1 protein-coding gene is annotated in these 271 nt (G+C 70.1%); it reads left to right on the forward strand.

From position 1 onward, the window contains the following. The coding region (locus CVH10_RS20705) for an inositol monophosphatase family protein (RefSeq protein ID WP_369335920.1) at positions 1-271 on the forward strand (271 nt) is incomplete at both ends.

The raw sequence follows: 271 nt of genomic DNA on the forward strand, positions 1-271 counted from the left end.
GCCGACGATATCGCTGCGATCGTGCGCGAGGCGTCGTCGTTGGCGTCGTCGCGCTTCCACACCGACTTCGCACGCTGGGAAAAATCGGGCGGCAGCCCGGTGTGCGAGGTCGATCTGGCGGTCGACCGGCTGCTGAAGGAACGGCTGTCGGCGCTGTTGCCCGATGCGGGATGGCTGTCGGAGGAAACCGCCGACCGCCCCGACCGGCTGGCGCGCCGGCGCGTCTGGGTGGTCGATCCGATCGACGGCACGCGCGACTATATCCGCGGCC

The sequence above is a fragment of the Halomonas sp. ND22Bw genome (assembly GCF_003011945.1).
Taxonomy (GTDB): Bacteria; Pseudomonadota; Gammaproteobacteria; order Pseudomonadales; family Halomonadaceae; genus Halomonas; species Halomonas halophila.